The sequence below is a fragment of the Luteimonas abyssi genome (genome assembly GCF_001482195.1).
Lineage (GTDB): Bacteria > Pseudomonadota > Gammaproteobacteria > Xanthomonadales > Xanthomonadaceae > Luteimonas > Luteimonas abyssi.
Genome location: NZ_KQ759764.1, coordinates 1,921 through 9,270, shown reverse-complemented (window position 1 = coordinate 9,270; position 7,350 = coordinate 1,921). Strand labels below are relative to the sequence as shown.

General features: G+C 33.1%; 11 protein-coding genes. 8 read left to right on the top strand and 3 right to left on the bottom strand.

Features of this window, described 5'->3' with window-relative positions:
• The 5 genes from RG19_RS17820 to RG19_RS17430 form a co-directional block, all read left to right on the top strand.
• Positions 1-234, top strand: a 234-nt coding sequence (locus RG19_RS17820) for a hypothetical protein (protein ID WP_238376712.1), incomplete at its 5' end; no start/stop codon positions are given.
• Positions 224-418: a hypothetical protein gene (locus tag RG19_RS17815; RefSeq protein ID WP_157515406.1), complete on the top strand. Its 195-nt coding sequence runs from the start codon at positions 224-226 to the stop codon at positions 416-418. The genes RG19_RS17820 and RG19_RS17815, both read left to right, overlap by 11 nt.
• A 765-nt stretch (positions 419-1,183) precedes the next feature.
• Entirely contained in the window at positions 1,184-1,747 is a 564-nt protein-coding gene (locus RG19_RS17810) for a hypothetical protein (protein WP_157515405.1), read from the top strand.
• 22 nt (positions 1,748-1,769) lie between these two features.
• Positions 1,770-2,039: a hypothetical protein gene (locus RG19_RS17805; protein ID WP_157515404.1), complete on the top strand. Its 270-nt coding sequence runs from the start codon at positions 1,770-1,772 to the stop codon at positions 2,037-2,039.
• A 48-nt stretch (positions 2,040-2,087) separates the two neighbouring features.
• The gene (locus RG19_RS17430; RefSeq protein WP_082672867.1) at positions 2,088-2,519 is read left to right on the top strand and encodes a protein-export chaperone SecB; all 432 of its coding nucleotides are present in this window, start codon (positions 2,088-2,090) and stop codon (positions 2,517-2,519) included.
• Positions 2,520-2,947: 428 nt separating this feature from the next.
• Here the strand turns inward: RG19_RS17430 and RG19_RS17800 are convergent, their stop codons facing one another.
• Both RG19_RS17800 and RG19_RS18545 read right to left on the bottom strand, forming a co-directional pair.
• Complete coding sequence (locus tag RG19_RS17800) at positions 2,948-3,115, bottom strand: hypothetical protein (RefSeq protein WP_157515403.1); 168 nt, start codon at positions 3,113-3,115, stop codon at positions 2,948-2,950.
• Positions 3,116-3,431: 316 nt separating this feature from the next.
• The gene (locus RG19_RS18545) at positions 3,432-3,611 is read right to left on the bottom strand and encodes a helix-turn-helix transcriptional regulator (RefSeq protein ID WP_202905389.1); all 180 of its coding nucleotides are present in this window, start codon (positions 3,609-3,611) and stop codon (positions 3,432-3,434) included.
• Positions 3,612-3,834: 223 nt separating this feature from the next.
• Here RG19_RS18545 and RG19_RS17425 point away from each other — a divergent pair, with 223 nt between their 5' ends.
• The 3 genes from RG19_RS17425 (at position 3,835) to RG19_RS17795 (ending at position 5,867) form a co-directional block, all read left to right on the top strand.
• The gene (locus RG19_RS17425; RefSeq protein ID WP_082672866.1) at positions 3,835-4,197 is read left to right on the top strand and encodes a DUF2513 domain-containing protein; all 363 of its coding nucleotides are present in this window, start codon (positions 3,835-3,837) and stop codon (positions 4,195-4,197) included.
• Between the two features lie 434 nt (positions 4,198-4,631).
• On the top strand, positions 4,632-5,186 hold the full coding sequence (locus RG19_RS17020; RefSeq protein WP_058836713.1) for a hypothetical protein: 555 nt from the start codon (positions 4,632-4,634) through the stop codon (positions 5,184-5,186).
• 150 nt (positions 5,187-5,336) lie between these two features.
• Entirely contained in the window at positions 5,337-5,867 is a 531-nt protein-coding gene (locus RG19_RS17795; RefSeq protein WP_157515402.1) for a hypothetical protein, read from the top strand.
• Positions 5,868-6,164: 297 nt separating this feature from the next.
• Here the strand turns inward: RG19_RS17795 and RG19_RS17015 are convergent.
• The coding region (locus RG19_RS17015; protein ID WP_058836716.1) for a tyrosine-type recombinase/integrase at positions 6,165-7,350 on the bottom strand (1,186 nt) is incomplete at its 5' end.

The window sequence follows — 7,350 nt, the reverse complement described above, 5'->3', positions numbered from 1 at the left end:
GAAAAAAGGGACATGGATTTCACCGATGGCACAACTATCATTATGACAGAAAGTGAAGTTCATGAAATATTTGATAGCGCTATGAGAGGAGATCCAAGTGAATTAGCTATTCAAATAAATAATAAACGTAAACAAGGGATTTATGATGAAGGTGGATTATGTTTTATTCTCGAAGCCTACATGATGACAAAAGAAGAAACAAAACAGTTGTGGAGTGATGATGGTGAGTTTTAATAATAGGATTCACAGAATAGAGCGACAATTGAATGAAATACATTCCATTAATACGATAACTTTGGGTGAATTACTTCCAAATGCTGACTTAACGGATGAACAAGAGCAGCAAAAAGGATTTAAAAGTAATTTAGTAGATGATTGGGTTGCAGCTGTAATGGAGTGTGATAATAATGCTGGGTAATAGTCTGCTTACAAGGGCCAAGTTATTAGAAAAGAAGATGAGCAATTTCCCATACAAACAAAGGGTACATTTTTACAATAGTGAAGAGGAATATCTAAAAGCAATGGAAACTGGCGAAGTCTCCAGTCACACCATTTCATTCATTGATGATATCTCTGAATAAGACGATATGCTGCAGAAGAAAATTGGGCTTAAATTAAGGACTCCCCAAATTTGGGTTTACCATAATTTTAGGCTTACTCCAGGAAACAAAAGGATCTAACTTAAAATGTTACCTATTAAATATGAGCTCTCCATCTACCGCATATAATGGTTATTATGTGCGGTACAATTATCAAGAAAAAAGCGAATTCTGAGAGTCAAAAAAAAGAATTCTCTAATTAAGGAAGCAACTTGATTTCTGTTCCATAACCACCTTAACAAGACTTCCATCGAGATGGATAGTTAGACTTCCAGGATGTGATAAAAACGTAGCTACAGCAAAAGATTGAGGACTATACACTATGTGTCTATGCACACATATCACTTTACACATAAGACCATACACTATGTGTGCATAGGCACTGATAGTTAAAGAATGGCCTAAAAATATTCCGGGAAAGATAGTCCGCCACAAGTTATTGAACGGTCGACCGGGCGCCTCCCGCTCTTTTTTTTTGTAAGATAAAGAATACTTTTTGCTGATAAGGGAATAAAGTAAATATAAATTCAATTCTTTATTTTATACCTCAATTGTATTATACTAATTCAAAGGTGTAATTTTTTATGAATCAAATGAAAAAAATAAGAGGTCATGAAATGGAGTATAGAGAATTTATTGGTTATCATGGAACAAATAATAATGTAGCTAAGCAAATAATTCGAACGAACTTCATAAACAACGGAAGAGTAGGTTGGTTAGGTTCAGGTATATATTTTTTTGAAGAAGATTTCAATTTAGCGAATACCTGGGCTATTGCAAGACACAACGGTAAAATTCCCAAAGTTATTAGAGTTGAAATTAAAGTCCCAGAACGTGAAATATTTGATACTGCTGATGATAGAGATTCGAAGAAATTTTTTCATGAATTCAGAAAGCGTTTTTTAGTTGATCAATTATCAGGTAGAAAAAGAAAAATTAATGTAGACAGTCAAGAAGATTTAGATGGAAAAATATATAATGCAATCGCCAAGGCTAAGGGCTATAAGCTTATTAGAGCCGAAACATATACATATACAAAAGCTGACAGGGAATTCGGATTTAGTGGCTCAAGAGTACCGAATGGTATTGAGTTATGTATCAAGCATATTCCATATATTGAAGTAAAAAACTATGCAGAAGCTAAATAATTAGTTAAAGGATGTGATGTTGATGAGAGATATAGAGAAAGAAGTTCAAGAATTATTCGCAAATATGAGTGATGAAGAATTTGATGACCTTCTTAATGAATCCGGCTTTGATTATGAAGAAGGTAATGGGGAAGTTTATTTCAACGATCTTAATGTAGAAGCAAAGTTCTATAATGATTCTGTAAAGATAAAAGTTAAAGTTAAATCGAAGTTTAATACTAATAATAGCTTCTACAATTATAATAATAATGGAACAAGGTTTAAGGGGGCTAGTTTCAAAGCTGCCTGCTAATAAAATCTTTAAAACTAGTAAATTCTTAATTTATGGAGAGATGGTATAATGAGTCAAGGGATAGAAAGTGTTTTAATATTTGAGGATTATACTGTAAAAGAAATGGTTTTTGAAAGAAATTATGATTTTAACTTAGAGGAAAGAAGTAATGAAGTATCTTTGGAATTTGCTTTTGAATCTAGTGCACAATATTCCGATAATAAAGACAAAGCAGTTTTGACTTTATCCTGTAAGGTGTTTGAAGAAGATTTTAGTATAAATGATGTTCCATTCCATTTGAGACTTACTGTGGTAGGCTACTTTAGATGTGAAGGGGACGTTAATATTGAGAACTTTCAAATGAATGGAATGGCAATTTTGTTGCCGTATTTAAGGTCTTTAATTACAAGCTTTACTTCTCAAGCAGGGGTTCCTCCAGTTATTATGCCTCCAATTAATGTTTATAACGCATATAATCATGGGTTAAAGGAAGACTTTTAACAAAAAAATTATCATTTCCTCACTTGGGACCGACGAATTAAATTTAAAAAGTAGGGCCACTAATACGCCCTACTTTTTCTTTACTCTCTTCAAGATTCATCCAGTATTCAATATAATCTCCACTTATGCACGAATGGCAGGGTTAAAATTACTTCTCTTATCTCTTTTATCCATAGTGAGCAAATAAATAAGTTGTATGGGAAACTTTTTCTTCTTTAACTCTGTTCTATCATTACTTGTACAGTAGGTGCTGCTTATTTTATTAAAACCCTCTCTTAACTATTCTTTATCCACTGATCAATCTAATCTAAATCGAAAAGCAATTGATGTTGTAGAATGGGTATTGCTTGCGATCATGCTCTCCCATTGACTGTTTGTGCGTTGCATAAATTTTAAGTGAAATCTTGGGCTCATAACCTCAGTTGAAATCACTTCTTATCAACCAATTCACATTCTTTACCAGTTGCTATAAAGCCAAGGGCCAACAAACAACGTTCAGCTAACTCTTTATCTTGCCTAGGGTCGAATTCAACTTTTTCTCCATCGACCATCCTATAGTGCCGAAATGTATACTTTTGTTGTTTTTTCAAATTCATCCCCTCCTTAATACAGGTTATGCAGATGATGTAGTGGGACTAACCATATTTCAACTTCGCTAACCATATTTCAACTTCGCATTATTCCTGCTCCTACATCGATAAATGGATAACATCGATACATAAGTCTTAAGTATAACCTCGTCTTATAACCGCTAAGATGAATTGTTAGCGTTGTTCTTAACGGCACCAGCTTTATTATCCTTTATGACTTCCTCCACCGATTTAGTAAATTCAATATCTATACCGTACTTTCGTTTATAAATGATTCGGGCAACAGCACGTAAGTTGTTAATTTTACGTTCAGTTAATTCCATCATGAGACATCCCCTTTTATCCACTGATCAATCTCATCCAAATTGAAAAGTAAGACTCTGGTGGAAGGTTTGGAATATGGGATTTTATCTTCTCTTAACAAGCGATATATAGTAGATTCACTAATTGGACAGCTAATTGATTCAAGGTATTCACACAGCTTTTTTACTCCTCGTATCATTCTCATTCTGGTCCCCCCTCTGTTCCAATAACTTTTTTCTACTGGCTTAATGGCTGTTGAGAGCAACTTGTTTTTATTTCTTCTTAATAAGTTTGATCAATTGTTATCCTCCTTATACTTCTCTATCAACAGACAGGGATATTCTTTGGTTTTACTACTGATTTATGCAGGAATTTCCTGTTTTTTGTCGAAATTAGAACTTATTAGATAGGAGGAGAAATCGATGCAAAGAGATATGGAATTAGTGCGAGAATTGCTGCTATTAATAGAAAATAACAATGACCGACAAGAGCTTACAATACCTGAAGATTGGGACAGGGAAGTTGTTGCATACCATCTGAAAATATTAGATCAAGCTGGTTACGTCATTAACAACACAAAATGGGCAGATAATAAACCGATGTGGTTAATCGCTTCATTAACTTGGCAAGGTCATGAGTTCTTAGATTCTATCAAAAACGATAATGTTTGGGCAAAAACTAAAGAAGGAGTCAAAAGCAAAGGATTCGAATTAGGTTCTGTCCCTTTTGATGTCCTAAAGGAATACGCAAAATTCCAAATAAAGAATGTATTTGGTATAGAATAGCACCTTAGACGGTGCTTTCCTAATTAATAAAGAAGATCATATATTTTGAATTGCGTACACATTTTAGGCTTTCCTCCGATATAAGATGAGGGGGGTACAAGTTATGGAAATTGATTTTAGTGTAGGACAACCTGTAATCAATAAGTTAGCACTTGAGCTAGCAATGATTTTATTTATCCCACTTCTAGCTGCCTTTATTGTTATGTTTTTATTAAAGGTATGCAAAGCACCAAGAGTCTTAATTAAATATGTAGGTGTTGGAGTATATTTATTTGGAATTTACCAAATCTTTATGAACATGTATTAGGCTTTTATTCAGAAAATTGGAACTTCAGGAGAGCAAGTAAGCAAGAGATGAATGGGAAAAGGAAAGATACTCTAGCATTTATGAAGTCTAAGTTTATGAAAATTAAATATGTAAAGGGTGTGAAAGAATGACTGATAGGCAAAATGCAATTGATGCAATATCTAACTTTATAAATGATGATACTAAAAGAATCTTATTGATTAAGGGCTATGATAACGAAGCAAAATTAAGGGCTGCTCTATCTTGTTTAAACGGTATCTTTAGTAAGGGGATCATTAGAACAAGTGCTATGTCCGATATTTCAGATCACATTAATCACGCCTTCCAGAAAGATCTTTTGCCCTATGCCATCAAATCAACAACAACCTATAAACTTGGCAAAATGAGAGTCAACATTAACAGTTATGTAACGAATACAAGATCTAACCCTAAAGGTAATGAAAATACATTTACGGTGTTCTATCCTGTGCAAACTGTACTAGATAATCCTAAAAGATACAATAAGTTTCTTGAAGAGCTGGAAAAAACAGAGTCTAGAAAAGTAATTTTAATTACAACAAATGAATGGGGCATCAAGGAATGGGATATTAAAAATAAAGTAGATGAAGTATTCTTTTATAGTGTTGAGAACGATAATCCACAAATAATGAGGAATCTAAGAAATAATGGAGCGATAGAATAGTTACTATTCTTATCAGGTTAAGTTCTGTGGTTTTTCTTTTTATCGAATTCTGTAATAGATTATAATATCTTATAGGTGAGATGATGTATGGAATGATATTTAAGGTAAGGAAAATTGATAAAGTTGTATTTTGAAGAAGGAGAAGAATTTATGGATTACTTTGCGATTAGCATGGAGGCATTGAAAATTGTTGTATCTGCTGCTGGCGGATTTTTTATAAAACATTTACTTGAGAAAAGAAATAACAAAAAAGAGGCAAAACAAAAAACAAAGAAAGACATAAAAAAGTATAATGAAATTATTTCTTCTAAAATATTTAGTATTCCCAGAGACATAAGAATGTATATACATCTTTATGAAACGATAAAAAAACATGAGAATGATATAGGGTACAAAGAGAGTAGTTTCTATAAGTTAGATTTTGATACCAAAAATCTTTGTTCCCAACGAATTATTGAAGATACCAATGAGATTATTTTTATTAATACGAATGATTTTTACATTGAGTATGAAAACGTTAAAGATGTTATTGAAACAATGCAAAATAATTGTAAAAATTTGAATAAAATAATGATTAATAAGACAGATGATGACATGAAAATAGAGTTATTAGAAAAGACATTAAAAACTTTTGAAGATCAATATTCTCAACTTATGGATCTTACAAGAGATATGTATTAACAGTCTTATTAGTTTGATAGTATTTATTCCTTCCGGTTTTTATTCCTTCTCATCCGTCTGACCCACGTTTTTATTAAATAAAAATGTTACCGCAATGCTCCCGCAAAGTTACCGCAAATAGTTGCGGGAGAATACCTAATTTTACGGAACTGAAAACAAACAAAAAACCCTAAAACACTTGATATAACAAGGATTCTAGGGTTTTTACTATCGTTAAATAATATGCTCGGAAATTAACGAGAGTAGAACTGAACAGTTTTATAAACCCTTGTAAAATAAGGCTTCTAGGGCTGTATTTTAATCGGCTCCCGCAGAAGTTACCGCAGAATGCTTTAAACTATCGTTAAATGCGGTGACTGCTTCCGATTCTAATTCCTTGAATGTGTGGCCATAAATATCAAAAATCATTTGAGGTGTATTCCCTAATCTTTCCGCTATAACTTTTACCGGGATCCGCTGGCTAATTAAAAGAGTAGCATGTGTATGACGTAATCCATGAAGGGTTACTTCTTTTATTTTCCCCTGGGAAGTTTCCACTTTTTCATTAGCCTTTTTGATGGTTCTTCTAAGTCCGTACATAACAGTTGTATCAGAAACAGGCTCACCAGTTTGAAAAGAGATGAATACAAAGTCATTATCCTTTAATTTTTTTCCATAAGATAATTTAACTTGTTTACACCATGTTTTATATTGCTGGAGTTGCTTTATACTTAAATCATCCATTAGAATGGTTCTGTAACTGTTTTTTGTCTTAGGGGTACGAACACCTTTATTATCTTTGGTACGCTCCACTGTGATGGTATGAGCATCAAAATCAACGTTTTTCCACTGTATTCCTAAGGCTTCACCTTTTCGCATGCCGCTGTATGCCAATGTTAGAAGGAATGTATAATTAGTTTCATTCTCATACTGTTTAGCAGCTGCTAACAGTTTTTTTAATTCCTCGGCTGTTAGGAAGTTATCCTTTGGCTCATCCTGTTGTATCGTAATCTTATTGAATCGGTTACGAGGGATAATTTCATCATCAACAGCAGCATTAATGGCCACTTTAAATAATCGGTGAAAAAGTTGAACGGTACTAGGCTTGTACTTTTCAAGCAGTTTATTAATATATACACGCTTGTAAGTAGTCTTATCTAGTTCCGCAAGCTTATAACTCCCTAGTAGTGGTTTCATTTGATCTCTTATGGCCATCCTTCTTTGATCTCGTGAAGTAACTTTCCAATCATTCTTATGCGTATCATACCAAATATCTAACCATTCTGAAATTGTTAAATTAGAATGCTCCACTTGTTTTGTATTACCATTAAGCAGATTGGCCTTCACTTCTAATAAGGCCTTATAGGCTTCTTTTTCTGTTGTAAATCTTCGTTTAGCTTTTTCTCTTCTCTTTCCCAGAGCGTCATAGTAAAAGTGACGATAACACCATAATTTTTCCTTTTTGCTAGTGACGTAATAGTAAAGATCTTTATCCAATTTTGAT